This window comes from Methylobacterium sp. 37f, assembly GCF_023093475.1.
GTDB lineage: Bacteria > Pseudomonadota > Alphaproteobacteria > Rhizobiales > Beijerinckiaceae > Methylobacterium.
In genome coordinates this window covers 91510-117902 of record NZ_JAGHKN010000011.1, presented here as the reverse complement: position 1 = coordinate 117902, position 26393 = coordinate 91510, and the positions used below count along the sequence as shown (strand labels likewise).

Sequence of the window (26393 nt, the reverse complement as noted above, 5' to 3'; positions counted from 1 at the left end):
ACTGGGGTGCGGGGCCGGCGGCTGCCTGAACCCCCGCAGATACGGGCGCGTCACAGGCCGGTCAAATGCCGGGGCGGGACCGGACGGACGACGAGGCTCAGAACGGTGTACGGCTGCGGATCGCCGCGGTCAGCGTCCCTTCGTCGAGGTAGTCGAGCTCCCCGCCCACCGGTACGCCATGGGCCAGCCGGGTGACCTTCAGGTTGTGCGCCTTCAGGGACTCCGTGACGTAATGGGCTGTCGTCTGCCCATCCACGGTGGCGTTCAGCGCCAGGATGATCTCACGCATGGCCGGATCGGCGGCGCGGGCCACCAGGCTATCGAGGTTGAGGTGCTCCGGTCGTACGCCGTCGAGGGCCGAGAGCACGCCTCCGAGCACGTGATAGCGCGCCGTCACCGCCCCCGAGCGCTCCAGCGCCCAAAGGTCGGAGACATCTTCGACCACCACGAGCGTCGTCGGGTCGCGGCTCTGGTCGCAGCAGATCGTGCAGGGGTCGCGCGTATCGACGTTGCCGCAGGCGTGGCAGACGACGATGCGCTCCGACGCCACCCGCATGGCGTCGGCCAGAGGAGCCAGCAGCGTCTCGCGCTTCTTGATAAGCTGCAGGGCGGCGCGGCGCGCAGACCGAGGCCCGAGGCCCGGCATCCGGGCGAGGAGCTGGATCAGGCGCTCGATCTCGGGACCGGCGACGGCTTGTGCCATGGATGAACAATCTCGTGACGGTTGAGACGCCCACACGGCACAATGCGTAGGACGTGGCAGGAACAGGCGAGGCGGCAGCGAAAGGTCGATCTGCCCGGTCGCGCCCGTTTCGTTCCGAAGCTCTGAGATAGGGGGGTCGCGGCCGGATTTCGCCCCCCGGACGGGCCGAAACGCCGCGAAATGCACCGCTTCGGCGGCCCGATTCAAGCTGCGCTCAGCAACTCGCCTTGCTCATGTAACTTTTTTTGTTGGTCAACGGGAAAGTTGACGGGAGGGGATCTGCCTTTATGCAGAGGAAGCGCGGTCCTGGAGCGGAGAACCTGCGTGCGGTGGACCTGACCAACCGTGCGGACGCTTCGGGACTGAACGAATCTGGAGAAGCCGCCAAGGCTTCCCGCGATGTGGCGGCGACGCGATCAGGTGACCAAGGAGAGACGACAGTGACCCAGACCGGTGCGTACAATCCCGCGCATGGCGCCGAGGCTATCGGCCTGCGCAATCTGAAGGCGGTTCACTGGAACCTCGACGTGCCCCGGCTCTACGAGGAGGCCCTGGCCCGCGGCGAGGGACAGCTGGCCCGTGGCGGCGCCTTCGTGGCGACCACGGGCTCTCATACGGGCCGTTCGCCGAAGGACAAATTCGTCGTGCGCGACGCCGCCACCGAGAACGAGATCTGGTGGGACAACAACGGTGCGATCACGCCCGAACAGTTCGAGACCCTGTATGCGGACTTCCTCGCCCATGCCGAGGGTCGCGAGCTTTTCGCCCAGGACCTGCGGGGCGGCGCCGACCCGGCGCACGGCGTCAATGCCCGGGTGTTCACCGAGCTCGCCTGGCACTCGCTCTTCATCCGCAACCTGCTGATCCGGCCTGACCGCGCCACGCTCGAATCCTACGTGCCCGAGCTGACGATCATCGACCTGCCGAGCTTCCAGGCTGAGCCGCACCGGCACGGCTGCCGCTCGAAGACCGTGATCGCCATCGATTTCGCGCGCAAGCTCGTCCTCATCGGCGGCTCGGCCTATGCCGGCGAGATGAAGAAGTCGGTCTTCACCTACCTCAACTACATCTTGCCGAAAGCCGGCGTGATGCCGATGCACTGCTCAGCCAACGCGGCCCTCGACGAGGCTGGCGACTCGGCGCTGTTCTTCGGTCTCTCCGGCACCGGCAAGACAACGCTCTCCAACGATTCCTCACGCCAGCTTCTCGGTGACGACGAGCACGGCTGGAGCCGGGATGGCATCTTCAACTTCGAGGGCGGCTGCTACGCCAAGACGATCCGCCTCTCGCGCAATGCCGAACCGGAGATCTACGCCACCACCGAGCGCTTCGGCACGGTGATGGAGAACGTGGTGATCGACCCCGAAACCCGGGTGCCGGATTTCGACGATGCCTCGCTCACCGAGAACACCCGCTGCGCCTACCCGCTCGATTTCATCGCCAATGCGAGCGCGACGGGCCGGGCGGCGCACCCCAGGAACATCGTCATGCTGACCTGTGACGCCTTCGGGGTGATGCCGCCGATCGCGAAGCTGACCGGCGCCGAGGCGATGTACCACTTCCTCTCCGGCTACACCGCCAAGGTCGCCGGCACCGAGCGGGGCCTGACCGCGCCCGAGGCGACGTTTTCGACCTGCTTCGGTGCCCCGTTCATGCCCCGCCATCCCAGCGTCTACGGCAACCTGTTGCGCGACCTGATCGCCCACCATGCGGTCGATTGCTGGCTCGTGAACACCGGCTGGACCGGGGGCGGCGTCGGCACGGGCCGACGCATGCCGATCCGCGTCACCCGCCGACTGCTCACGGCTGCTCTGGACGGCTCGCTGGCGCATGTCGCGTTCCGTCGCGATCCCTATTTCGGCTTCCAGGTGCCGGTGGCGGTGCCGGGAGTCGAGACGGAGGTGCTGTCGCCGGTCGAGACCTGGAACAACAAGTCGGCATTCCACGAGACCGCGACCCGGCTCGTGACCATGTTCCAGGAGAACTTCAAGCGCTTCGCAGCCCATGTCGACGCGGATGTGCGCGCCGCCGAGCCCGTGCTCTCGGCCGCAGCCTGACAGGTACCCCGGGGCGCGGAGGAGCCCTCCGCGTCCTGCCCCGCAGACCGTGTCCGTCCGATCCCGATCAGGATTCGTCGGTCGGAGATGGGTCGACGAGGACGTCGGGGGCGTTCTCGCGCGCCTCCCGGAACACGACGCCGACCTCGTTCTCCCCGTGCCAGATCGTCCGCGCACGATAGGTCTGATCGCTCGAATCCAGGAAAAGATCGAAGGCCTCTGGAGCCGTCACCGGCGTGCAGAAGACCACGCGGGCGCCGACCGGAGACAGGTTCCGGATCAGGCAGGGTTCGGTTTCGGCCGATGCCTGTTTCAGGGCGGCGCGCCCGGCCAGGTGGGTCTCGGCGCGGACCATCTTGCGTTGCTCATCCATGCCGCCAGGAAGCATCGACAACTGTTAAGAGCTCGCCACCGCGATCGTCAAAACCAGTGCCTACCCGAGAGTTGTTCTCGCTATCCAGAGCGCGCGGGCCGATGATCGCCGTGAGCGGTTGCCTGCGGACGAGGCTCGGAAGCCTTTTGGGCCAGATCGCGATCGGCCCCACGTCCGAGCGTCCTTGTCCGACCGAGCATTCCCGCCGAACCACCTGTGCTTCAAAATGCGGAACGACGCCAGGATTTGGCGTCCAGACAAGAAATCGTGGCCGCTCTGTTTGAGCCCACCGGCACGAAGCGGTTGCGGTCGGGGCTAAAGTCCGGTCTGCCTTGAGCCAAGAACGATCCGTCGCCCCTAGAACAACTTCATGCCGGGCGGGATCGGCAGACCCTTGGTCAGCTCGGCCATCCGCTCGGCCGCCACCTGTTCGGCCTTGCCGCGTGCGTCGTTGACGGCGGCGACGATCAGATCCTCGAGGATTTCGCGCTCGTCGGGGATCAGCATCGCGGGATCGAGCTGTACGCCCTTCACCAAACCCTTGGCCGTCATCGTCACCCGTACGGCCCCACCGCCCGAGGCACCCGAGACCTCGACGGTGTCGAGTTCGTCCTGCAGGGAGGCCATCTTCTCCTGCATGGCCTGAGCTTGCTTCATGATACCCATCAGGTCGCGCATCGGGTCTGTCCTCTCTCGTTCCGAAACCGGGATGGATCACATCTGGGGCGCGGCGGCCCCTGAGGCTATGCCTCGTCGTCGGGCTCGTCGCGTTCGGCCTCGCCGGTAACGGCAGCCTCGGCCGCGGGCGAGACCTCCGGCGCCTTGTCGCGGACATCGACGATCTGCGCGCCCGGGAACCGTGCCATCACCTCGCGCACCAGCGGATGTGCGGCGGCGTTCTGATGGCGCGTCTCGGTGGCGGCGCGTGCCGTTGCGTCGAGGGTCGGCTCGCCGGCCTCTTTGGACAGGGCGACGATCCAGCGCCGGCCGGTCCAGGCGTCGAGGGCCCTGGCGAGGTCGTTGGCGATGCTCTGACGGCCGCCCTCCGCCAGGCGGAACTCGATGCGGCCTTCCTCGAAACGGACCAGGTGGACTTCGCGCTCCAGAGCCATCTTCAGGCCGATATCGCGCTTGGTGTCGGCCAGCGCGACGACATCGGTGAATCGCAGGAGGCGCGGCCCCTCGGGCTGTGGAGCCGGGGTCGGGCTGATCATGGCCGGTCGCGATGCGCCTCCGCCGGCGGCCATCGCCAAGGCGGGGCGCGGCGACGCCTCGGCCGAGAAGCGCGGGATCGGCGGCAGGGCCGGGCGGGCATCCGCCATTGCCGCCCCGGAGAATGATGGGGCCGGCGACGCGGTCGGCGAGAGATCTTGCGAACGAACGGGGGCGGTGTCCGAGCCGGCAGCGGACGGGTTCGGCGCGGCGGCCGGCGCGGCGAGGGCCTGCGCCTTCATCTGGCGCAGGGCCTCGTCCGGGGTCGGCAGGTCGGCCGCGTAGGCCAGCCGCACCAGCGCCATCTCGGCCGCTGCCAGGGGCCGCGTCGCCGTCTGGACCTCTGGGATCGCCTTCAGCAGGATCTGCCAGGCCCGCGACAGCACCCGCACCGAGAGCGTCTGGGCGAAGGCACGGCCGCGCTCGCGCTCCGCCTCGCTCAGGGTCGGGTCGGCGGCGGCCTCGTCGGGCACCAGCTTGAGCCGGGTGACCAGGTGGGTGAAGCTGGCAAGGTCGGAGAGGATCACGGCCGGATCGGCGCCGGCCTCGTATTGGCCGCGCACCTCCGAGAAGGTGGCCGGAATGTCGCCGCGCATCACCGCCTGGAACAGGTCGACGATGCGGCCGCGATCAGCGAGCCCGAGCATGTCGCGCACGCTCTGAGCGCTGACGAGGCCGGCTCCATGCGCGATGGCCTGGTCCAGGAGCGAAAGGGCGTCGCGAACCGAGCCCTCGGCCGCTCTGGTGATCGCCGCCAGTGCCTCCGCGTCGGCCTCCACGTTCTCGGCGGCACAGATGCGGGCGAGATGCCCGACCAGTGTCTCGGCCTCGACGCGGCGCAGGTCGAAGCGCTGGCAGCGAGACAGGATGGTTACCGGCACCTTGCGGATCTCGGTGGTGGCGAACACGAACTTGGCGTGCGGCGGGGGCTCCTCCAGCGTCTTGAGGAAGGCGTTGAACGCCTTCTCCGAGAGCATGTGGACCTCATCGACGATGTAGACCTTGTAGCGGGCCTCGGACGGCGAGTAGCGGATGCCGTCGATGATCCCGCGCACGTCGTCGATGCCGGTATGGGAGGCCGCATCCATCTCCAGCACATCCATGTGCCGGGATTCCATGATCGCCCGGCAATGTCGGCCGAGTTCCGGCATCGCGATGGTCGGACCGGTGTCGGGGTGTCCGTCGCGGACATAGTTCAGCCCGCGGGCCAGGATGCGGGCCGTGGTGGTCTTGCCGACGCCGCGGACGCCGGTCAGCATCCAGGCCTGCGGAATGCGATTGGCCGCGAAGGCATTGGCGAGGGTCCGCACCATGGCGCCCTGGCCGATCAGATCGTCGAAATTCTGGGGGCGGTACTTGCGGGCCAGCACCCGGTAGGGCGTGGCCGCCGGCGCGGGCTCGGGAAGACCAGGCAGGAGCCCGGAATCGCTCATAGGACCGGAGGTCGCGTCCATGCCGCCTTGCTGGGTTGGTGCGGCTCCGGTCGGAGGGTGCCGCCACGCGAGCCCGAGGCATCGATCGAGGTGGGAGGCTGGACGAAGACCCGCTCGGTCTCGTTAGGGCTGCTTCCTTCCGGACCTGACCCGGTTGGCGAGTGAAACGTCCCTCGCCAACCTCCCAGGCGCTATATGGCCGGGCTGTGCGGCGGATGCAAGCCGGCGAAGACAGGAACCGATGGACGGCCTCCGGCCCGGATCGGCATGCCTGGAAATTGCCCGATCCGCGCGCGAGCCTCGATGGTCTTGGCCCACGATCCGAGCCGGAGTCCATCGATGACGCGACCATTCACCCACGCCCTGGCGCTGCTGCCCTGCCTGATGATCGCATCCGTCGCGTCGGCGGCGGAGAAAGCCCCTTGGGTCTGGGCGGGCAGCTACGTCTACGAGCATGACGGTGGCCGGACGGTGGGCGGCTCGCCGATCGTGGTCACCTATCGTCTCGACATCGCTCCGGGCCGGGGCAACCGCGACTGCGTGCTGCGGATCGAAGGGTTCCAGACCAATGAGACCATCGTCTGCAAAGCCGCAGGCACGGTGGACAGCATAATGGTGTCCTTCCACACCTTCGGTGACGGCCGCATCGTCAACGCCTACGGCACGCGTCTGTACGACGTCGGAACGAATCTGTTCGAGATACGCCGGGTCGGCGAGGCCGTTTCGACCCAGTGGCGGGCCCTGAATCCGAGCGGTGCCGGCTCGTCCGCACCGGCCGGCACCTCCTTCGCCCGCAAGGGCTGACGGCTCGCAGGGCGGGCCGGCTCGCCTGTCGGCTGCGGACTACTCGGCCTTGCGCTTCACGATCGCAAAGGTCTTCGGGTCGAGTTCCAGGTCGAACTGCTTGCCGTTCGCGTCGATGGCATCATCCACCTCGATCTCGTCGTCCTCGACCTCGATCTTCTTCCACTTGGTGAAGCCTTCCTGCTTCAGCACGGCTTCGATCTTGGTCTGCTCGTCCGGAGTCGGCATCCGGTCTGCGAAGGCGGAACCAGTGAATGCGAGGCCGAGAGCGATGGCGGCGAGGCCGGTGATCTTGATCGACATGATGTCTCCTTACCGTTGGAGGAACTGTTCCTGACCCCTCCCGAACCGCCGAGCGAGGACGAGGTTCCTGCCGCCGCCCCCGGAGTCGTGCGTCTTACGGTTGTGTGCGGGTGAACTGCCCCCTAGGGTCATCTGATCTTCCAGCCGGGGTCGGTCCAGTATGGTCACGCGCGTCGCCACCGTGGCCTTCCAGGGCATCGAGGCGCGAGCCGTCGATGTTCAGGTCCAGATCGCCCCGGGAATCGTCGCCTTCACGGTGGTGGGCCTCGCCGACAAGGCCGTGGCGGAGTCCCGCGAGCGGGTGCGCTCGGCGCTGATCGCCTCCGGCCTCGCGCTTCCGGCCAAGCGCATCACCGTCAATCTCGCCCCGGCCGATCTGCCCAAGGAGGGGTCGCATTACGACCTGCCGATCGCGCTGGCGGTGATGGGGGCGATCGGCGCCCTGCCGGCCGATGCGCTGGCGGGGTATTGCGTTCTCGGGGAACTCGCCCTCGACGGAACGATCACCGCCGTTTCGGGCGTCCTGCCCGCCGCGATGGCGGCCAACGCCCTCGGCCTCGGGCTGATCTGCCCGGCCGCGACCGGACCGGAGGCGGCCTGGGCGGGCGGTGACCTCGACGTGCTGGCGCCGCGCTCGCTGATCCAGCTTGCCAATCACTTCAAAGGTACCCAGGTCATGGCCCGGCCCGAACCGGCGATCGCCGCGCCGGGCGCCGCCCTTCCGGACCTGCGGGACATCAAGGGCCAAGAGGGCGCCAAGCGCGCGCTCGAGATCGCGGCGGCCGGCGGGCACAATCTTTTGATGAACGGGCCGCCCGGGGCCGGAAAGTCGATGCTGGCCGCGCGCCTGCCCTCGATCCTGCCGCCGCTGGCACCGCGCGAACTTCTCGAAGTCTCGATGATCCAGTCGGTGGCGGGCGAACTGAAGGACGGCGCTCTTTCGAGCCGGCGCCCGTTTCGCCAGCCGCACCATTCCGCCTCGATGGCGGCCCTGGTCGGCGGCGGCATCAATGCCCGCCCGGGCGAGGCATCGCTGGCTCATGGCGGCGTGCTGTTCCTCGACGAGTTGCCCGAGTTCACGCCGCAAGTGCTCGATTCCCTGCGCCAGCCGATGGAGACCGGCACGATCATGATCGCGCGGGCCAATCATCGCGTGACCTATCCGGCCCGCTTCCAGCTCATCGCCGCGATGAACCCGTGCCGGTGCGGTCAGGCGCTGGAGCCGGGCTATGCCTGTCGCAAGGGGCCGAATGCGCGCTGCATCGCACAGTATGGTGCCCGCATCTCGGGGCCGCTCCTCGATCGCATCGACCTGCGCATCGAGGTCGGCGCGGTCACGGCCGCGGACCTGATCCTGCCGCCGCCCCCGGAGGGGTCCGCCGAGATGGCGGCGCGGGTCGCGGTCGCCCGCGCGTTGCAGACCCGGCGCTACGCCGCACACGAGGCCGCTGGATCGTTCACCAATGCCACCTGTCCGCCCCCGGTGATCGAGGAGGTCGCGGCCCCCGATGCCGAGGGCGCCGCGCTGATCCGCTCGGCCGCCGAGACCATGCGGCTGTCGGCGCGCGGCTTCCACCGCACGCTGCGGGTCGCCCGAACCTTGGCCGACCTCGACGGGGAGGCTCGCGTGCGCCGCATCCACCTGGCCGAGGCCCTGTCCTATCGCGGACGCTCGGATCAGCCAGCGGCGGCGTGATGCGCCACCGGATGGGCCTGCGTGTCCGGACGCCGGAAGTGGTGGCGGGCCAGTGACAGGCCGAGGCCGGACAGGGTCAGAAGATCGCAGGTGAGGCCGAAGACCGAGCTGACGAGAAGGTTGTGCCCGGCCCAGCACAGACTGGCGCCGACGAAGAACCGCCGCATCGCCTGTGGATCGCCCTGAAGCCGGGCCGCGGTTGCCAGCAGGGTGCCGAGCCCGGCGCAGGCCGAGGGCCAGCCGTTCCAGGTGATCACCGTCAGGCTTGCGGCCATCAGGGTGGTGGCCGCGAAGAGCGGGGCAACCCAGGCCGCTCGGCCGGTCGGTCGGACGGCCTGCACCGAGACAAGGTTTTGCAGGAGGGCGATGCCGCACATCGCCGTGCCGGTCAGAGCACCGAGATGCAGATAGTGAAGGCCGAAGCAGGCGGCACAGGCCGCGGAGGCGAGGAGCATTCCATGCCGATGGGGCATGATTCCGGCGATGAAGCCGAGGAGGAGACCGAGGGTCCCGAACAGGTCGAGGTGAAATTTCGCGGCATCCCAGAGGCTCTGGGCGAGAAGGGTGACGGCCATGGTTTGCGCTCGAACGGCGCAGGAGCGCGCCGCATTCGCCGCTGGCGCTAGGTCGTCATGGTAACCGGTTCGTTAATGACGGACGCACCCCCTCGCGCCTGTCGTTCAGGCGCAACAGGGGACAGACCGGGGGGTGCCCCGCCTTACTCCGCGGCCTGCCGCGCGGCGTAGCCGAGACGGCCGTTCAATTCCTCGATCAGCTTCACGGCAGCGTCGGCGATCACGGTGCCGGGCGGGAAGATCGCCGAGGCGCCGGCGGCGTAGAGCGCATCGTAATCGCCGGGCGGGATGACGCCGCCGATGACGATCATCACGTCGCCGCGGCCCTGCTCGGTCAGCGCCGCCTTCAGTTCCGGCACCAGGGTCAGATGGCCGGCAGCCAGCGACGACACGCCGACGATATGGACGTCGTTCTCCACGGCCTGACGGGCCGCCTCGGCCGGGGTCGCGAACAGCGGCCCGATATCCACGTCGAAGCCGAGATCGGCGAAGGCCGAGGCGATGACCTTCTGTCCGCGATCGTGCCCGTCCTGCCCCATCTTGGCGACGAGAATACGCGGGCGACGTCCGTCGTTCTCCTCGAAGGCCTCAACGAGCTTGCGAACGGTCTCGACCACTGGCGACATGCCACCCACCTCCCGCTTGTAGACGCCCGAGATCGAGCGGATCTCGGCCCGGTGACGGCCCCAGGCCTTCTCCAGCGCATCCGAGATCTCGCCCACGGTCGCCTTCGCGCGCGCCGCACTGACCGCGAGTTCGAGCAGGTTGCCCTGGCCCTGCGCGGCGGCCGTGAGGGCGGCCAGCGCCGCGTCGACGTCGGCTTGGCTGCGCTCGGCGCGCAGGCGCTTCAGCTTGTCGATCTGCAGGGTGCGGACGTTGCCGTTGTCGACCCGCATCAGCTCGATGGCCCGGTCGTCGTCGGGCTTGTACTTGTTGACGCCCACGATGGTCTGGCGACCGGAATCGATCCGCGCCTGGGCGCGCGCAGCCGCCTCCTCGATACGCAGCTTCGGGATGCCGGCCTCGATGGCCTTGGCCATGCCGCCGAGTTCGTCGACCTCGCGCAGATGCTCCCAGGCGCGGGCGACGATGTCCTGCGTCAGCTTCTCGACGTAATAAGAGCCGCCCCACGGGTCGACGATGCGGGTGGTGCCGCTCTCCTGCTGCAGGAAGAGCTGGGTGTTGCGGGCGATGCGGGCGGAGAAGTCGGTCGGCAGGGCCAGCGCCTCGTCGAGCGCGTTGGTGTGGAGGGACTGGGTGCCGCCCTGCGTCGCCGCCATCGCCTCGATGCAGGTGCGGGTCACGTTGTTGAACACGTCCTGCGCCGTGAGCGACCAGCCCGAGGTCTGGCTGTGGGTCCGCAAAGGGAGCGACTTGTCGCTCTTCGGCTCGAACTCCTTGACGAGCTTGGCCCAGATCAGGCGCGCGGCCCGCATCTTGGCGATCTCCATGAAGAAATTCGTCGAGATCGCCCAGAAGAACGACAGGCGCGGGGCGAACTGATCGATGGTCAGGCCGGCCGCTAAGCCCGCCTTGATGTACTCGACGCCGTCAGCCAGCGTGTAGGCGAGTTCGAGATCGTTCGTCGCGCCCGCTTCCTGCATGTGGTAGCCGGAGATCGAGATCGAGTTGAACTTCGGCATGTTCTTCGAAGTGTAGGCGAAGATGTCGCCGATGATCCGCATCGAACCCGCCGGCGGGTAGATGTAGGTGTTGCGGACCATGAACTCCTTGAGGATGTCGTTCTGGATCGTGCCGGCGAGCTTCTCGGGCGGCACGCCCTGCTCCTCGGCCGCGACGATGTAGAGGGCGAGGATCGGCAGCACCGCGCCGTTCATCGTCATCGACACGGTCATCTCGTCGAGGGGGATGCCGGAGAACAGCGTCCGCATGTCGTAGATCGAGTCGATGGCCACGCCCGCCATGCCGACATCGCCTGAGACGCGCGGGTGGTCGGAATCGTAGCCTCGGTGGGTGGCGAGGTCGAAGGCCACCGAAAGGCCCTTCTGCCCGGCGGCGAGGTTGCGCCGGTAGAAGGCGTTCGAATCCTCGGCCGTGGAGAAACCCGCGTACTGACGAATGGTCCAGGGCTGGGTCACGTACATGGTCGGATAGGGGCCGCGCAGGTAAGGGGCCACACCCGGATAGGTATTCAGGAACTCGATGCCCTCGCGGTCCTCGGGGCCGTAGACGCCCTTCACCGGGATGCCCTCGGGCGTCATCCAGGGCTCGCCCGTGGGCGGCACCGGGGCCGGAACAGCATCGGCCGCGTAGGAAACGGTCGCGAAGTCGGGGATGCGAGACGTCATGGGCTCTGGCTCGTGCGGCGGCGGCGTGCCTGCATTATAGGTGCGCGCCCGGTCTGGGCTACTCCTAACCGGAGTTCGGCCCGATGGGGCCGGCAAAACCGTCACTTTCGCGCGGGAACCGGACAAATCTTTTCGGCTCCGACGCAAATCCTTTTTGCGCCGAGGCTATTCGGCGGCCATCCGGGAAGGCGCGAGGCCCTGGACCTCGGCGGCCACTGCCGCCACGACGCACCGCAGGTGCCAGATCAGATCTGAAAACCCCGGCGTGATCGCCAGGGTCGCCTCGTTCATGTAGAGGCCGCGATTGATCTCGATCTGGAGGGCGTGGCGCTCGACGTTCGGTTCGCCGTAATGCTCGGTGATGAAGCCGCCCGCGTAGGGCTTGTTGCGCAGGACGCGGAAGCCTCGCGCACGCAAGTGGTGCTCGAAGGCCTCGATCAGGATCGGCGCGCAGGCCGTGCCGAAGCGGTCGCCCAGGATGATGTCGGCCCGCGCCGCCTCGTCGCGCCCGAGGCTCGACGACGGCATCGAGTGGCAATCGATCAGGATGGCGTGCCCGAACTGCCGTGCCGTGCGCTGGATCAGCCCGCGCAAGGTCCGGTGATAGGGTTTGTACAGGGTCTCGATTCGTTCGACCGCGACATCCACGGGCAGACGCCCGCGATAGATCTCCTGACCGTCGGCCACGAGCCGCGGAATCGTCCCGAGGCCGCCTGCCACCCGCATGGAGCGGGTGTTGGCGAAGGCTGGCAGGCGTCCGTCGAACATGCGCGGGTCGAGTTCGTAGGGCTCCCGATTCACGTCGAGGAAGGCACGCGGAAAGTGCGCGCGCATCAGCGGCGCTCCGAGATCGACCACCGGGGCGAACAGGCGATCGACGTGCGCGTCCTCGGACCGCCGCAGGGCGAGACTGTCGAGACGGGAGGCGGCGAGGAAGGCGGCCGGGTAAACCGCGCCGGAATGGGGCGTGTTGAAGACGAACGGAAGGGTATGCGCCGCCGGTTCGTCCACGGTGAAAGGTGGATCGAAGGCCGTCACGCGGGACGCGTCTGAGGTCTGGGAGGGCTCGGTCATCGCGGCGCGGGCGCCTCGGTGCGGACGGGACAACGCATGGCGTCACTTTGCGTTTTGCCGGCTGGCCTGTCCAGCGCGGAGCGGACCCCGAGCCGACCGTTCGGGTGCCGTTGGACACCCGCGCCGGACGGCTTGGCAACGTTCTGTTTACCAAGCCGGTGCTTTGTGGAAAGAACACACCGAATCAAGAGTACGGGACGCCGCTCGATGAAGATCCTCCTGGCGGAAGACGACAACGATATGCGCCGCTTCCTGGCTAAGGCGTTGCAGAACGCCGGCTACGACGTGCTGTCGTTCGACAACGGGCTGTCGGCCTATAACCGCCTGCGCGAGGAGCCGTTCGAGCTTCTCCTCACCGATATCGTGATGCCCGAGATGGACGGGATCGAGCTGGCGCGGCGCGCCACCGAACTCGACCCGGACATCAAGGTGATGTTCATCACGGGCTTCGCGGCCGTGGCCCTGAACCCGGATTCCAAGGCTCCGAAGGACGCCAAGGTCCTGTCGAAGCCGTTCCACCTGCGCGATCTCGTCAACGAGGTCGAGAAGCTGCTGGCTGCCTGAGCGTCATCGCCGACCATCCCTGAGAATCCAGGCAGTAGGAAGAGCCATCACGCTCGCCTATATGCTGGTGGGATTGGATGGGGCGTTTCGACGATGAAGCCGGTCACGATCTACACAACTGCGTGGTGCCCGTACTGCTCGGCGGCGAAAAGCCTGCTGCGCGACAAGGGCATCGCCTTCACCGAGATCGACGTCGAGAAGACGTCCGGGTCGCGCGCAACCATGGTCCAGCGCGCGGGCGGCCGCACCAGCGTGCCGCAGATCTTCGTCGGCGACACCCATGTGGGGGGATGCGACGACCTCTACGCTCTCAACGGCGCCGGGAAGCTCGATCCGCTGGTGGCCGCATGAGCGACGCGCCCGTCTTCACCGCCGCCTGCGTGCAGATGCGCTCGGGCCGCGATCCCCTCGCCAACCGCGATGCCGCGGTGGCGCTGGTGCGGGAGGCTGCCGATGCGGGGGCGCATTATGTGCAGACGCCGGAGATGACCTCCCTGGTCGAGCGCAGCAAAACCAGCCTGTTCGAGAAGGTCACCGCTCAGGACGACGACCCGACCTTGGCCGCCCTGCGCGAGGTGGCCCGCGAGCGTGGGATCGTCATCCAGATCGGATCGCTGGCGATCCGCAACGGCGACAAGGTCGCCAACCGAGCCTTCCTGATCGACGCCGAGGGGGCGATCACCGCCTCCTACGACAAGCTGCATCTCTACGACGTCGATCTGCCCAACGGTGAGCGCTGGCGTGAATCCGCCACCTATACGGGCGGCGCCTGTGCGGTCGTGGCCGACACGCCCTGGGCACCGATCGGCCTGGCCATCTGCTACGACATCCGCTTTCCGGCGCTCTACCGGGCGCTGGCCGAGGCGGGGGCCACCATTCTGACCGCGCCGGCTTGCTTCACCCAGCAGACGGGGGAGGCGCATTGGCACGTGCTGCACCGGGCGCGCGCCATCGAGACCGGCTCGTTCATGATCTCGGCGGCCCAGGGGGGGCACCACGAAGATGGGCGCGACACCTACGGCCATTCCCTGATCGTCGATCCATGGGGCAAGGTGCTGGCCGATTCAGATGGGGCCGAGCCCGGCGTGATCCTGGCCGAGATCGACCTGTCCCGCGTCACCGACGCCCGTGCCCGCATTCCGGCGCTCCAGCACGCCCGTCCCTTCACGGTCGAGCGGGTGGGGCTGTCCTCCTGATCGCGTCACGCGCCACTGGCCAAAAACCGTAAGCCCGATGATCCGCTACACGCTCGTCTGCGAGGCCGACCACAGCTTCGAGAGCTGGTTTCCGTCGAGCGATTCGTTCGACGCCCAGGTCGCGCGGGGCTTGGTGTCCTGTCCGGTCTGCGGATCGGCACGGGTCGGCAAGAGCATGATGGCCCCCTCCGTCGCCCGGACGGATCGCGGGGGACGGACCGTTCCGTCCTCCGCCGAGGTCGCGCCGGCCGAGACCTTGCCGTCCGTGGCGCCCCAGACAGCGCCCCAATTGGCGATGACCGAACCGGAGCAGCGCCTGCGCGCGATGATGCAAGCCCTACGCGAGCAGGCGACCCGAAACGCCGACGATGTTGGTCGTCGCTTCCCCGAGGAGGCCCGACGCCAACATTATGGTGAGGCGGAGACCCGTGCGATCTACGGCGAGGCCAGTCTGGACGAGGCCCGCTCCCTCCTCGACGAGGGCATCGCGGTCCTCCCCCTCCCGCCGGGATCCGACGACCGGCACTGAGGCCTCAGCGCTTCAGCGCTTCAGCGCGGCCGTTCCGGACACCGAGGCGAGCGCGAAGGCGATCAGGGCATTCCAGCCTGCGAGCGAGATGCCGAACAGGCGCCAGGCCGCCGTCGAGCAATCGGCCACCCGCGTGCTCTGCAGGGCATTGAGGAAATCACTGACTGCGGCCGGATTGGCGCCGGCACCACCCCCGCAATCGGTGGGGCCGGCCCACAGGTTCCACTCCGCGCCCGCATGATACACGCTGAGGCCCGCCCCGTAGAGCAACCCGAGAGCTGCCAGCCCGAGCACGAGGCGCGCTCCCCAGGCCGGCAGGAACAGTCCGAGAAGCGCGAGCGGGATGGCCGCGTAATAGGGAATCCGCTCCGTCAGGCACAGCTTGCATGGCACGTAGCCGAGCCACCACTGGAAGTACCAGGCGCCGGCCAGGGTCAGCACTGACCCGACGAGAACCAACAGGGCGGCGCGGCGCAAGCGCAGGAGCGAGGTGTCGTCCATGTCTACAGAAGCACCTTGAACATCACGAATCCGAGGATGATCACCGCGATCGCGATCGCCGCCACCACGTTGAGGTGCCGGTCGAGCACCCCCCGGATCTGAACGCCGTAGCGGCCCAGAAGTCCCGCCAGGATGAAGAATCGGGCGCCGCGCGTCAGGAGCGACAGGATCACGAACCAGAACAGATCGTAATGGGCGAAGCCTGACGTGATGGTCACGAGCTTGAACGGGATCGGCGTCAGGCCCTTTAGCAGGATCACCCAGTGCCCGTACTCGGCATAGGAGGCCTGGAAGGTCGCCGCCTTGTCGGCGAGGCCATAGACCCGGAACACCCATTGTCCGACCGAGTCGAACAGCAGGGCGCCGATGGCGTATCCGACGAGACCGCCGACCACGGAGGCGAGGGTGGTGATCAGGGCGTAGAACCAGACGCGGTCGGGCCGGCTCACCGCCATCGGCACCAGCATCACATCGGGCGGAACCGGAAAGAACGAGCTTTCGGCGAAGGCCACGGCTCCGAGGGCGTAGGGTGCCGAAGGCTTGCCCGCGAGCGCGAGGATCCACTCGTAGAGGCGACGGATCATGAGGGGTCCGGAAAGGCTGGAGGTGGCGGGCGGCGTCCTTTGATCACACGGCGCCACCGCTGGCGAGCGCGCGCGCACCGCAACGCGGAGAAATTGGTTCACTGGGGAACCCGAGCCCGCCGAGGATCAGGCGGTCCGCCGCAGGGTGAGCGGCTTCAGAGAAACGCTTCGCAGGATATGCCTCGCAAGAAACGCTTCGCAAGCAGCGGCTTGCGAGACAGGGTGACCGCATAGGGACACCGGTGTCATTGCGGGGCGCCGCAGGCGAACCCGAAATCCACAGCCGCCGACCTTGGAAGGCTCTGCACCACCTGTCTTTCTGGATCGTAGGTTTCGCTGCGCGGTTTCGGGATGATGCGATGCTGGGTGGAGGCGCCGGCGGCGTGAAACGTCATATGCGATCACCCTGCTGGCAAGAAATCGCCACTGGCCGAAACCAAGAAGGTGTGCCATGACGCGAGCGTTGCGGGCGTGGTGGAACTGGTAGACGCGCCGGACTCAAAATCCGGTTCCGCAAGGAGTGTCGGTTCGATTCCGACCGCCCGCACCACTCGTTCGATCCCACCGGTCGCCCAGTTCATGGCCCGCCGGTCTTGGACCCGCGGTAAGTCGGCGCGCTGCCCGTGCAGGATCGGAAGGCAGTCCTCCCCTCGGGTGAGGTGATCGGCGGCCGGGTGAGCATCCTCGATTCGCTCGAGTTGCCGTGTTCGTGCAGGGTCGTCCAGTCTTCGTCCAACGCGTGCTTAGAGGGCGAGAGGGAATCACCGGAATTCACCTGGTCCGCGCCGGTACGATCCGTGAGGAAACGCTGAATCCATTCTCCGATCCGCGCACCATCGCCGGGCGCGTCGAAGGAGGCGAGGGCCTGGGCCCGAAGGGTTTCGTCGAGGTCGTCCGGGCGATGGTCAGCAATGAGGGCGCGGGCATAGGCGACCGCGAACTCCGGGTGAAACTGGAAGGAAAGGGCGCGCCGGTCGGCATAGGCGATGATGCCGTGGGGCGTGAAGGCGTTGCCGGCCAATGTCCGGCTCGCTGGTGGCGCAGCGGCCACATGGTCCTGATGAATGGCCGGCGCGGCGATGCGCCCCTCACCGTCCATCCAGGCCGCCGCGTGATAGATGTCGTAGGCGTGCAAGCCGAGGCCCCAACCCTTCGGCGACCTCTCGACACGCCCGCCGAAGGCGTCCGCCATGACCTGATGGCCGAAGCAGAGCCCAACCAGCGGTTTGTTCGGATCGAGGCGGCGCAGGTACGCGATGAGCGTCGCGATCCAGGGCAGGGAGTCGGAAACCCCCGCCGGTGAGCCGGTGACAAGGGTGGCATCGTAGGCGACGGAATTGGCGGGCCAGACATCCTGGTTCACGCGGAAGACGGTGCAGTCATACGCCGGCCCGAGCAGATCGGCCGCCATCCGGCCGTAGCCCGGAAAGCGGTCGGACAGCCGCTCCGGCGGTGCGCCGGCTTCGAGGATCGCGATCTTCATGGCACGTTGTCCAGCGCATCGAACGTCGCGAGACGCCCTCACAACACCGGATCGCAAACCGGCCCACCCACCGCCGCGTCTGGGGTCGCCAGCCACTTCGAGGCGAGCACGGCCAGGACCATCACGCCGAGGAAGATCGCGAAGATCGCCGGATTGTAGATCACCAGGGCGATGAAGCAGACCGCCGCCATCACCAGCGCGAAGGCGGGCGCGGCGGGATAGAGCGGGGCGCGGTAGGGGCGGGCGAGGTCCGCTTCGGCCCGGCGGAGGCGGAACAGGCTCGCCATGCTCATCCCGTACATCACCAGGGCGCCGAACACCGCCATGGTGACGATGCTGGCGGTGAGCGACTGGCCCGCGATGGTTACCAGGTTGTCGCTGTAGATGGCCGCAATGCCGACCACGCCCCCCGCGAGGGTGGCGATGTGGGGCGTGCGGAAGCGCGGGTGCACCCGGGCGAGGCCACGGGGCAGGAAGCCCGCGCGGGCCAGGGCGAAGATCTGCCGCGAGTAGCCCATGATGATGCCGTGGAACGAGGCAACGAGGCCGAACAGGCCGAGCCAGACCAGCATGTGGAGCCAGCCGCTCGATTCGCCGACCACCGTCTTCATCGCTTGGGGCAGGGGGTCGTTGAGATTGCTCAGAGCCCGCCAGTCGCCCGAGCCGCCAGCGAAGATCATCACACCGAAGGCCAGGGCCGTCAGGGTCAGCACACCGGTGATGTAAGCGATCGGGATGGTCCGCTTCGGATCCTTGGCCTCCTCGGCCGCCATCGCCACCCCCTCGATGGCGAGAAAGAACCAGATCGCGAACGGGATCGCGGCGAACAGGCCGCCGATCGCCGGCAGTCCGAAGGTGTCGGTGCCGGCCCAGCCGTGGGCGGCGAAGTTCGACCAGGAGAAGGCCGGGGCGACGACGCCCATGAAGACCAGGAGTTCGGCCACCGCCAGGATCGTGACGAACAGCTCGAAGGTCGCGGCGATCTGCACGCCGACGATGTTGAGGGTCATGAAGACCACGTAGGCGCCGAGCGCCGCGTGCTTGGGGTCGAGGCCGGGGAACTGCACGTTGAGATAGGCGCCGATGGCGAGCGCGATGGCGGGCGGCGCGAAGACGAACTCGATCAGCGTCGCGTAGCCGGCGATGCAGCCACCGACCGGGCCGAAGGCGCGCCGGCTGTAGGCGAAGGGGCCGCCGGCCTGCGGGATCGCGGTGGTGAGTTCGGTGAAGCTGAAGATGAAGGCGACGTACATCGCCGCAACCGCGATCGTGGTGATGAGGAAGCCGAGGGTTCCGGCGGAAGCCCAGCCGTAGCTCCAGCCGAAATACTCGCCCGAGATCACGAGTCCGACGGCGATGCCCCAGAGATGGAAGGCGTTGAGGCCCTTATGGAGCCCGCTGGTTTCGGTCTGCATCGCCCTGGCCCCTTTTGTCCGCCCGGTGCGGACCGCGGAGCCTAAGCAAGAGCGCTGCCGCCGTGACGGCAGGGAGATGCGACTCGAGCGGGCACCGTCAGGCTGTGCTGGCCCGGGGCCACAGGCGACGCCAGGGGCTGCGTGTCGCGGCACCGGTGTTCGGCGGTGCGATCTCCATGGTGGTCCGCGAGTCCCTCGTTGTTCGGAGGTCCCTCGTTGTTTGGAGGTCCATCGTCGTCCGGATGTTCATGGCATTGCCTCGCCAGAGAACCGCGCCGCGTAGCCAGGCGCTGGTCCACACGAATGGGATCAGGGCATCGCGGATGATGAAGCCCAGGAGGAGACCGGGGCCCCGGACCCACTTCGCCCGGGCGGCCAGCGCCATTTCGGCCGCATACCAGAGCCCGGTCAGCGCGAGCAGGCTTCCGGCGAGCGCCGGGGAGGGGGCGGCCGCGAGGGCGATGCCGAAGGGCAGGAGCGGTCCGCAGCCGATCTCGGGCGCGAAGAACAGCGGGAAGGTGACCCGGCGCAGGCGCGCCCATCGCAACTGCCGCGACCAGATCTCCGCCAGGGTGCGGCGCCCGAGGGGCTGGTCGAACGGAGCGGCCACGAGATGGACGCGCGCCCCGGCCGCGCGCACGAGCTTGGTCGCCGCCGCATCCTCGGCGATCTCGGCCGCCAGGGCGCGGATGCCGCCGCGTGCCTCCAGGAAGGGCTTGTGCCAAAGCATGCTCTTGCCCTGGGCGAAGCCGAGGCCGAGGGCCTCGCCGGTATATTGCCAGCGCGCCTGGAGGGTGTTCAGGAATGCGCATTCCACCGTGGCGAACAGGCCCTCGGGCCGCGCTCCGATCGGCGTCGAGCAGACGAGGCCGGTGTTCGGACGCCAGGCCGCCTGCAATTGCTGCAGGTAGTCCGGCGGCATCGCCACGTTCGAATCGGCGAGCACGACCCAGTCGTGGCGGGCCGCCTCCCAGCCGCGCACGCAGTTGTTGAGCTTCGGATTGTCGCTGATGCGCTCGTCGCCGACGATCAGGCGGGACCGGACCTGCGGATGCGCCGCCATCAGCCGACGCACCAGCGGTACGATGGGATCGCCTTCATCGGCGACGCAGAAGATCAGCTCGTAGGACGGATGCACCAGCCGAAAGCCGCGGGTCAGCAATTCCTCGCTGAAGGTCTCCACGCCGCAGACCGGCCGGACCAGCGACACCGGCGCGCCCTGGGGGAACACCGAGGCACCGTTGCGCCGCCCGATTCGGACGGCCGCCACCGCGATCCCGACCAGGTTGATCAGCGTCAGGGCGGCGCAGAACGCCAGAGCGACCGCAGCGCCCGGCTCCGACAAGTCCCGCATCGCCTGATCCCACATCCGCGACATCTCCCGTTGGTCAGACCCGAAACGCGACCGATCGCGGGATGGACATCGCGCCGCGTCCCCGACCGTCCCAGCGCCCCTAACAGCCGCGATGCTTCAGTCGTATGACAACCCGGGGGAACGGAGGGGGCGGGCGTGGCGAGACCGGCGCATGTGGCGATCGTGGGAGCCGGGATGGCGGGGGCGAGTGCGGCGCGCCGCCTGATCGAGGCCGGCCTCGCCGTCACCCTGTTCGACAAGGGCCGTCAGGTCGGCGGCCGCATGGCGAACCGGCGCGATCGCGACACCGGGCTCCGCTTCGATCACGGCGCCCAGGTTCTGCGGGCACATGGCTCCGCCTTCGGGGCGCGGCTCGCCGCCTGGGCGGGCCGCGGCCTCGTGGCGCCCTGGGATGGTCCTGACCGTTTCACGGCCGTGCCCGACATGACCGCGCCGGTGCGCGATCTCCTCGGCGGTCTCGAGGTTCATGTCGGCCGCACCGTCACGGGCCTGTCGCGCGTGTCGAGCGGCTGGACCCTGGCTCTGGCCGAGGGTCTCGAACCGCGGGTGTTCGAGGCCGTCGTGCTCACGCTGCCAGGGCCTCAGGCGTCGCGCCTCCTCGCCACGAGCGGACTCGTGCTGCCGACGATCGAGCGGGCGACCTACGCACCCTGCTGGTCGCTGATGCTGACCTGCGCGCGGGACCTTCCCTTCGCGGGCGACGTCCTGCGACCCGCGGGAGGACCGGTCGCGGCCATCTTTCGCGAGGCTACGAAGCCCGGCCGGCCGAGCGGGAAGCCCGCCTTCACCGTCCATGCCACGCCCGACTGGTCGAGGACCCACCTGGAGGACGCGCCCGAGGCGGCGGCGGCACGACTGATCTCGGCCCTGTCCGTCCTCTTCGGAATGCCGGTCGCCGGACAGGGGCGCGGCCATCGCTGGCGCTACGCCCTCGTCGAGGAGACCTGCGGCGAACCCTGCCTCTACGACCCGCGCGAGCGCCTGGGCTATGCCGGTGACGGCTGCCTCGGGCCGCGCGTCGAGGCCGCCTACGACAGCGGCTTGGCCCTGGCCGACCGCCTCGTCGCCGAACTGGCGTGAGGCGCGTGTCGTGAGGTCTGCCACATGAGCCTGCCCATCGTCTTCCACCCGGCCTACGAGGCGACCCTGCCGGAGGGGCATCGCTTCCCGATGCGGAAATACGGGCGCCTGGCCGAACTGCTGGTGGAGCAGGGCCTCGCGCCGCACGGCTTCGTCCGGCCGAAGCCGGCCGGGGCCGCGCTTCTCGCCGCCGCTCACGATCGCGCCTACGTCGAGGCCGTGCTCGCCCTCGACGTGTCCCGCGAAATCGAGCGCAGCATCGGCCTTCCGGTCGGCGCCTCGGTGGTCGACCGCTCCTGCGCGTCCGTCGGCGGCACCCTCCTGGCCGCCCGCCTCGCCCTGGCGCACGGGATCGCCGGAAGCACGGCCGGCGGCAGTCATCATGCCCGACGCGAGACCGGGGCTGGTTTCTGCATCTTCAACGACGTGGCGGTCGCCGCCCGCACCCTGCATGCCGAGGGCACCATCGCCCGCGCCCTGGTGATCGATTGCGATGTCCACCAGGGCGACGGCACCGCCGATTGCCTCAGCGGCACCCCCGATCTCTTCACCCTCTCGATCCACGCCGAGAAGAACTACCCGACCCGCAAGATCGCCGGCGACCGGGACGTCGGCCTGCCCGATGGCGTCGACGATGCCGGATACCGCGCGGTGCTGGAGGCCCATGTCGGACCGCTCCTCGATGCGATCCGCCCCGACCTCGTGTTCTACAATGCCGGCGTCGACCCCCACCGCGACGACCGCCTCGGGCGCCTCGACCTGACCGATGCCGGCCTCCTGGCGCGCGACCGGTACGTGGTGGGAGCCGTCCGCCGCCGCGGCATCCCGTTGGTCGGGGTGATCGGCGGCGGCTATTCCACGGACATCGACGCCCTGGCGGCCCGCCACGCCCTGGTCTTCGCCGCCATGGCCGAGCAGGCAGCCTGACGTCGCGACGCGCGACGTGCCGGCGCAAGGCCGAGCGGCGGGAGCGGTTCCTTGCCTAAGGTTCCGACAGCGCTACCTGCCGTGCGACGATCCGGTTGATCGTCCGGCCGAGCTGCTCGGCCGAATAGGGCTTCTGCAGAAGCTCGAAGCCGTGCGCGTCCTCCTGGGCCAGGATGTGGCTGTATCCCGAGGCGAGCAGCACTGGCAGATCCGGCCGGCGGCGCCGTAACTCCTGAGCCAGGGCCACGCCGCCCATGCCGGGCATGACCACGTCCGACACGACGATGTCGAAGGGTGTGGTTTCACGCTCCACATCCGCCAGCGCACTCTCGGCGTCGGTGTGCCAGGTCGGCAGATAGCCGAAATCCTCCAGGATCTGGCGGGCGATACGGCCCACCTCCAGGTTGTCCTCCACGAGAAGGACGCGCAGGCCGTCCCCCGACACGGTGGGATGCTCGATCACGCCGGCGGCCGTGGGCGGGACCTGGTCGGGCTCGATTTCCGGCAGGTAGAGCGTGAAGGTCGTTCCCGCCCCGACCGTACTGATGACCGCGATGTCGCCGCCCGACTGCTTGGCGAAGCCGAAGACCTGCGACAGCCCGAGCCCGGTGCCCTTGCCCACGCCCTTGGTGGTGAAGAACGGTTCGAAGATCCGGTCGAGATGATCCGCTGGGATCCCGATGCCGGTGTCGCTGAGCGAGATCGCGGCGAACCGGTCCGCTTGGCCGCCCTGGTCGCGCAGGGGTGACATGGGCGCCCGGCATTCCAGGCGGATGGTCAGGGTGCCCCGCTCTTCCATCGCGTCCCGGGCATTGACCGCCATATTGATCAGCGCGGTCTCGAACTGGCTGAGATCCGCGCGGATGTGGCAGGTCTCCTCGGGCAGCGCCGTGACGACCTGGATACAGGCGCCCGTCACCGTTTCCAGAAGGTCGGCGATGACGATGAGGCGCGCCCGAACGTCGAACACCTCGGGCTTCAAGGCCTGGCGCCGGGCGAAGGCGAGCAGCTGGCCGGTGAGCTTGGCGGCCCGGTCCACGGTCTCGGAGACGGCATCGAGGTAGCGGCTCTTGCGCACCTCCGGCAGATCCGGCCGACGCAGGAAGTCGACCGAGGAGCGGATGATGGTGAGGAGATTGTTGAAGTCGTGCGCGACGCCCCCGGTGAGCTGGCCCACCGCCTCCATCTTCTGCGCCTGCCGCAAGGCCTCGTGGGTCTGTTCCAGCTCGGCCGTGCGTCCCGCCACGCGCTCCTCAAGGGTGGCGTTCAACTCGCGCAGGGCCGCCTCGGCCTCCGCCTGCGCGTAGGCCGACCAGGTCCGGGCCGCGACCTCCATGGTCAGCCCGACCTCCGCGTCGGTCCAGATGCGCGGCGCGTCGGAATGCACGAAGAACACGCCGCCGAGGGACAGGCCGCCGGATTCCAGGCTTCGCATCATCGGAGCCACGATCAGCGCCCGCGTTCCGATGCTGTCCCAGGTGGCCTGGAACGCCGGCTCGGCGGTCCGCGGGTCCGTCCGACAATCGGTGACGACCAGGGTTTGCCCCTGGCGCAACTCGACCACCAGCGCGGGGCCGAAGGCATCGAGCACCCGGACCACGCCGGCGAGCGAGGGCATGCGCCCGTCGCACCAGTCGCGCTCGACCGAGATGACCTCGCCCTCGTTCTGAAGATGGCCGTAACCGACCCGGCCGACACCCAGATGCGCGCCGAGGCTGGCCGAGGCCATCATCTTGATGTCCAGCGGCCTCGCCGCCGTGCGCAAGCGGTCGGCTAGCGCGATCTGGAAGCGCAGGTGGCCCTCGGCGGATTTGCGCGCCGTGATGTCGATGGCCGTCCCGAGGGCCCGAACGCAGCGCCCGGTCTCGTCGAACACGCCCCGGCCCTTCGCGGCCACCCAGCGCACCAGCCGATCGTCGCGCCCGATGGTGCGGTACTCGGCGTCATAGGTCGTGCGCAGGGCCGGGTCGATGGCGGAGGCGAAGGCCGCTCGGGTCGCCGCCAGATCCTCGGGGTGCAGGGTGGCGTAGAAGTCGTCGAGGGTCACCGACGCGCCGGAGGGAAAGCCGAACATCGCCTTGGTGCGGTCCGACCAGACCAGCGTACCGCCGACCGGATCGAGGTCCCAGGTGCCGATCTCGGCCGCCTCGGTGGCCAGCCGCAACTGCTCCTCGCGCCGTCGCAGGCGCGTCTCGGCCTGCTTGCGGTCGTGGATGTCCTCGACCACGCCGTACCAGCACAGGATTTCGCCGCCCTCGGTCCGGCGCGGAAAGGCGCGGGCCCGCATCCAGCGGTGCTCGCCCGACGCGAGGCGGATGCGGTAATCGACATCCACCGGGTCTCCAGAGGCGATGCAGGCACCGAACACGGCGATGGTCCGCGGCAGGTCCTCGGGATGCACCGCCCGGGTCCAGCCGTCGCCCAGGGGCTCGCCGGGGGCCTGTCCCGTCAGGGTCAGCCAGCGGGTCGCGTAGGACGTGATGTTTCCGGCAGCATCGCAGGTCCAGGGCACCTGCGGGTTCAACTCGACTGCGTGGCGATAATGGTCTTCGCTCTCGCGCAGGGCGGCCTCGCCAAGCACGCGGTCGGTCGTCTCCGCGGTGACGCAGAGCAATCCGTTGATCGCGCCGGCATCGTCGTAGACGGGCGAGTAGGTGAACGACCACCAGCTTTCCTCCGCCCGTCCTGCGCGGGCGAGATCGAGCTTCATGTCGGTCAAGGTGCGGGGCTCGCCCGCGAGGGTGGCCTCCACCAGTGGACCGATGTCGTCCCAGATGCTGCCCCAGACCTCGCGGAACGGACGGCCGAGCGCGTGCGACAGGCGATAGCCGAGGATCGGCCGGTAGGAGTCGTTGTAGAAGCAGAGCAGGTCGGGTCCCCAGGCCAGGAACATCGGCCGGGGACAGGCGAGCATGAGCGCCAGCGTGTTGCGCAAGGACGCCGGCCAAGTCTCCGGCGGTCCGAATGTCGTCCCCGACCAGTCGTGCGTGCGGATTTCGGCACCCGTGACGCCGCCGGCGTCGAGAAACGCCAGGGAGACGGTCACGCGCGAGACATCCCGGATCGGGTCCAGCCGTTGGGCATCTCGGATCGTCGGGCGATCGGCTCGGGCGGTCCGGCTGGCATGATCAAGGCATAGCTGCGTTGACCCGGGTCGTACAGCGCTTCTCCGGGTCTCGGCAGAACGGATTTCGCGGAGACGAAATCATTCCCGGCCTTCGGAACGGCGTCGCGTAGGTTCGGGGGACGTCGCGCGGCACTGCGAAAGTATCGATCATGGTGAAGGCTTGGCCCTCATCCTTGCGATCATTCTTGCCCTGCCTGCTCCGCGGCATGCCATCGGCCGGCTTCGTCTGACTCAATACGGAAGGACCGTCAGCGGCGTCTCTCGCTCATCGATGTACGCAAGCGGACGCTCGGAAAGCTGAGACGCTCAGGGCTGCGCTTCGATCTTCGGCAGGCTCCTGGCGGTGCGCTCCATGGCGTCGAACAGCTTCTCCAGCTCCGCCCCCTCCAGGCAATGGAAGCCGAGCGTGCGAGAGAGGAGGAGGCCGAGGGTGGCGAAGGTCAGCATCGCCCCGGCGCCCGGGCAGCAGGCCACGTCCTCCATCTGGGCCAGGCGGTCCCGCAGGAAGGCGTTGAAGCCCGCGAAGGCCTCCGGGTTCTCGGCAGAAGCCAGCAGGAGCGCCCGGGGAAATCCATCCTCGTCGGCATAGATCTGTCGCGCATGGGCGATCAGGGCCAGGGGGAGGGCGGCCGGTCCGGGCCCCTGTTCGGCCTCGTGGGCCGTCACGCTCTCACGGATTTCGCGCAGTTTGCGCTCCGCCAGCGCCGAGATCAGCGCATCCTTCGAGGCGTAGTGATGCAGGACGCCGCCCTTGCTCAGAGCGGCTTCCGCCGCCACCGCATCGATCGTCAGGGTGCGGGTGCCCATGCGCCGGATCAGACGCTCGGCGGCATCCAGGATCACCAGCGGTCGGTCTTCGCGGCGGGTGCGCGCCTTCATCATCGATCATCCGGCAGAGGTGCCAAGGTTTCGCGATGATACCAAATCAAAGCCGCACATGGCAGAAAGATCGAATACTTCAACGAGATACCGGGGCGTTACGAAAACCAGGAGCCGATCTGCTTTTGCAAGAAACCGTCTGGACGGTCGGTATGATAGACGATATGGATGAGGCGAGGTAGGGGCTTTTTGGG

General features: G+C 68.4%; 24 protein-coding genes, 1 tRNA gene and 1 other RNA gene. 10 read left to right on the top strand and 16 right to left on the bottom strand.

Annotated elements, in window-relative coordinates; all coding sequences use genetic code 11:
* Positions 1–97: 97 nt before the first annotated feature.
* The gene (gene recR, locus J7U37_RS09970; protein WP_247635616.1) at positions 98–703 is read right to left on the bottom strand and encodes a recombination mediator RecR; all 606 of its coding nucleotides are present in this window, start codon (positions 701–703) and stop codon (positions 98–100) included.
* A gap of 440 nt (positions 704–1143) precedes the next feature.
* Between recR and J7U37_RS09965 the strand changes: the two genes are divergently transcribed.
* Positions 1144–2760, top strand: coding sequence for a phosphoenolpyruvate carboxykinase (locus J7U37_RS09965; protein WP_247635615.1), 1617 nt, complete (start codon positions 1144–1146; stop codon positions 2758–2760).
* Positions 2761–2827: 67 nt separating this feature from the next.
* Here J7U37_RS09965 and J7U37_RS09960 read toward each other — a convergent pair whose 3' ends face one another.
* The 4 genes from J7U37_RS09960 to ffs form a co-directional block, all read right to left on the bottom strand.
* Positions 2828–3133 (bottom strand): hypothetical protein, encoded by a 306-nt coding sequence (locus J7U37_RS09960; RefSeq protein WP_156376126.1) that lies wholly within the window; start codon positions 3131–3133, stop codon positions 2828–2830.
* A 357-nt stretch (positions 3134–3490) separates the two neighbouring features.
* The gene (locus J7U37_RS09955; RefSeq protein ID WP_056484187.1) at positions 3491–3811 is read right to left on the bottom strand and encodes a YbaB/EbfC family nucleoid-associated protein; all 321 of its coding nucleotides are present in this window, start codon (positions 3809–3811) and stop codon (positions 3491–3493) included.
* 65 nt (positions 3812–3876) lie between these two features.
* A complete protein-coding gene (locus J7U37_RS09950) occupies positions 3877–5799 on the bottom strand; it encodes a DNA polymerase III subunit gamma/tau (protein ID WP_247635614.1) in 1923 nt (640 codons plus the stop codon).
* A 67-nt stretch (positions 5800–5866) separates the two neighbouring features.
* Positions 5867–5965: signal recognition particle sRNA small type (ffs, locus tag J7U37_RS09945), an RNA gene on the bottom strand.
* A gap of 152 nt (positions 5966–6117) precedes the next feature.
* Between ffs and J7U37_RS09940 the strand changes: the two genes are divergently transcribed.
* Positions 6118–6582, top strand: coding sequence for a DUF5991 domain-containing protein (locus J7U37_RS09940; RefSeq protein WP_056484193.1), 465 nt, complete (start codon positions 6118–6120; stop codon positions 6580–6582).
* A gap of 39 nt (positions 6583–6621) precedes the next feature.
* On the opposite strand, the gene J7U37_RS09935 is transcribed toward J7U37_RS09940, so the two are convergent.
* The gene (locus J7U37_RS09935) at positions 6622–6885 is read right to left on the bottom strand and encodes a PepSY domain-containing protein (RefSeq protein WP_156633762.1); all 264 of its coding nucleotides are present in this window, start codon (positions 6883–6885) and stop codon (positions 6622–6624) included.
* Positions 6886–7045: 160 nt separating this feature from the next.
* Here J7U37_RS09935 and J7U37_RS09930 point away from each other — a divergent pair, with 160 nt between their 5' ends.
* The gene (locus J7U37_RS09930) at positions 7046–8581 is read left to right on the top strand and encodes a YifB family Mg chelatase-like AAA ATPase (RefSeq protein ID WP_247635613.1); all 1536 of its coding nucleotides are present in this window, start codon (positions 7046–7048) and stop codon (positions 8579–8581) included.
* Here the strand turns inward: J7U37_RS09930 and J7U37_RS09925 are convergent.
* The 3 genes from J7U37_RS09925 to J7U37_RS09915 form a co-directional block, all read right to left on the bottom strand.
* A complete protein-coding gene (locus tag J7U37_RS09925) occupies positions 8563–9156 on the bottom strand; it encodes a YgjV family protein (RefSeq protein WP_247635612.1) in 594 nt (197 codons plus the stop codon). The genes J7U37_RS09930 and J7U37_RS09925 overlap by 19 nt on opposite strands.
* 143 nt (positions 9157–9299) lie before the next feature.
* Entirely contained in the window at positions 9300–11465 is a 2166-nt protein-coding gene (scpA, locus tag J7U37_RS09920; RefSeq protein WP_247635611.1) for a methylmalonyl-CoA mutase, read from the bottom strand.
* A gap of 165 nt (positions 11466–11630) precedes the next feature.
* Positions 11631–12539, bottom strand: a complete 909-nt coding sequence (locus tag J7U37_RS09915; protein WP_056179575.1) for an N-formylglutamate amidohydrolase — start codon at positions 12537–12539, stop codon at positions 11631–11633.
* A 207-nt stretch (positions 12540–12746) separates the two neighbouring features.
* Here J7U37_RS09915 and J7U37_RS09910 point away from each other — a divergent pair, with 207 nt between their 5' ends.
* From J7U37_RS09910 to J7U37_RS09895, 4 genes are all read left to right on the top strand, one after another.
* A complete protein-coding gene (locus J7U37_RS09910) occupies positions 12747–13103 on the top strand; it encodes a response regulator (RefSeq protein WP_003603128.1) in 357 nt (118 codons plus the stop codon).
* A 93-nt stretch (positions 13104–13196) separates the two neighbouring features.
* The gene (grxC, locus tag J7U37_RS09905) at positions 13197–13454 is read left to right on the top strand and encodes a glutaredoxin 3 (RefSeq protein WP_056179577.1); all 258 of its coding nucleotides are present in this window, start codon (positions 13197–13199) and stop codon (positions 13452–13454) included.
* Positions 13451–14299, top strand: coding sequence for a carbon-nitrogen hydrolase family protein (locus J7U37_RS09900; RefSeq protein ID WP_056484209.1), 849 nt, complete (start codon positions 13451–13453; stop codon positions 14297–14299). Before grxC ends, J7U37_RS09900 begins: the two co-directional genes overlap by 4 nt.
* A gap of 37 nt (positions 14300–14336) precedes the next feature.
* Positions 14337–14828: a DUF1178 family protein gene (locus tag J7U37_RS09895; protein WP_056484212.1), complete on the top strand. Its 492-nt coding sequence runs from the start codon at positions 14337–14339 to the stop codon at positions 14826–14828.
* 12 nt (positions 14829–14840) lie between these two features.
* Here the strand turns inward: J7U37_RS09895 and J7U37_RS09890 are convergent, their stop codons facing one another.
* Positions 14841–15329 (bottom strand): disulfide bond formation protein B, encoded by a 489-nt coding sequence (locus J7U37_RS09890; protein WP_247635610.1) that lies wholly within the window; start codon positions 15327–15329, stop codon positions 14841–14843.
* Positions 15330–15331: 2 nt separating this feature from the next.
* On the bottom strand, positions 15332–15913 hold the full coding sequence (locus J7U37_RS09885) for a YqaA family protein (protein ID WP_056179590.1): 582 nt from the start codon (positions 15911–15913) through the stop codon (positions 15332–15334).
* A 465-nt stretch (positions 15914–16378) separates the two neighbouring features.
* Between J7U37_RS09885 and J7U37_RS09880 the strand changes: the two genes are divergently transcribed.
* Positions 16379–16463, top strand: a tRNA-Leu gene (locus J7U37_RS09880).
* 27 nt (positions 16464–16490) lie between these two features.
* Here the strand turns inward: J7U37_RS09880 and J7U37_RS09875 are convergent.
* The 3 genes from J7U37_RS09875 to J7U37_RS09865 form a co-directional block, all read right to left on the bottom strand.
* Positions 16491–17396: a type 1 glutamine amidotransferase gene (locus J7U37_RS09875; RefSeq protein ID WP_247635609.1), complete on the bottom strand. Its 906-nt coding sequence runs from the start codon at positions 17394–17396 to the stop codon at positions 16491–16493.
* A 38-nt stretch (positions 17397–17434) separates the two neighbouring features.
* The gene (gene eat, locus J7U37_RS09870) at positions 17435–18811 is read right to left on the bottom strand and encodes an ethanolamine permease (protein ID WP_247635608.1); all 1377 of its coding nucleotides are present in this window, start codon (positions 18809–18811) and stop codon (positions 17435–17437) included.
* Between the two features lie 97 nt (positions 18812–18908).
* Positions 18909–20165 (bottom strand): ceramide glucosyltransferase, encoded by a 1257-nt coding sequence (locus J7U37_RS09865; RefSeq protein ID WP_247635607.1) that lies wholly within the window; start codon positions 20163–20165, stop codon positions 18909–18911.
* Between the two features lie 156 nt (positions 20166–20321).
* Between J7U37_RS09865 and J7U37_RS09860 the strand changes: the two genes are divergently transcribed.
* On the top strand, positions 20322–21266 hold the full coding sequence (locus J7U37_RS09860; protein ID WP_247635606.1) for an FAD-dependent oxidoreductase: 945 nt from the start codon (positions 20322–20324) through the stop codon (positions 21264–21266).
* Between the two features lie 24 nt (positions 21267–21290).
* Positions 21291–22193, top strand: coding sequence for a histone deacetylase (locus tag J7U37_RS09855; protein WP_247635605.1), 903 nt, complete (start codon positions 21291–21293; stop codon positions 22191–22193).
* A 55-nt stretch (positions 22194–22248) separates the two neighbouring features.
* On the opposite strand, the gene J7U37_RS09850 is transcribed toward J7U37_RS09855, so the two are convergent.
* Positions 22249–25239, bottom strand: a complete 2991-nt coding sequence (locus J7U37_RS09850; RefSeq protein ID WP_247635604.1) for a PAS domain-containing protein — start codon at positions 25237–25239, stop codon at positions 22249–22251.
* A gap of 387 nt (positions 25240–25626) precedes the next feature.
* Complete coding sequence (locus J7U37_RS09845; RefSeq protein WP_247635603.1) at positions 25627–26202, bottom strand: TetR/AcrR family transcriptional regulator; 576 nt, start codon at positions 26200–26202, stop codon at positions 25627–25629.
* Positions 26203–26393 lie beyond the last annotated feature (191 nt).